Below are 266 nucleotides of genomic sequence, written 5' to 3'. Positions count from 1 at the left end.
CTCATTGACGGGGACCCGCAGGGGAGCCTGACCATCAGCCTGGGCAATCCCCAGCCGGATAAGCTGCCCTTTACCCTATCCGATGCGATGGGCCGTATCCTGACCGATCAGCTGGTCCGCCCCGGCGAGGGGATTCTGCACCACCCGGAGGGCGTGGACCTGATGCCAGCGGATATTCAGCTCTCCGGTATGGAGGTATCGCTGGTAAACGCTATGAGCCGGGAAACGATTCTGCGGCAGTACCTGGACAGTGTAAAGGGGCAGTA

At 61.3% G+C, this 266-nt stretch carries 1 protein-coding gene; it reads left to right on the top strand.

The features are described from left to right. The coding region (locus tag D1841_RS19940) for a ParA family protein (RefSeq protein WP_166554283.1) at positions 1-266 on the top strand (266 nt) is incomplete at both ends.

The sequence above is a fragment of the Neglectibacter sp. X4 genome, from assembly GCF_009917365.1.
In the GTDB taxonomy this organism is placed as follows: domain Bacteria; phylum Bacillota; class Clostridia; order Oscillospirales; family Acutalibacteraceae; genus Acutalibacter.
This window is presented reverse-complemented; position numbering and strand designations above follow the sequence as displayed.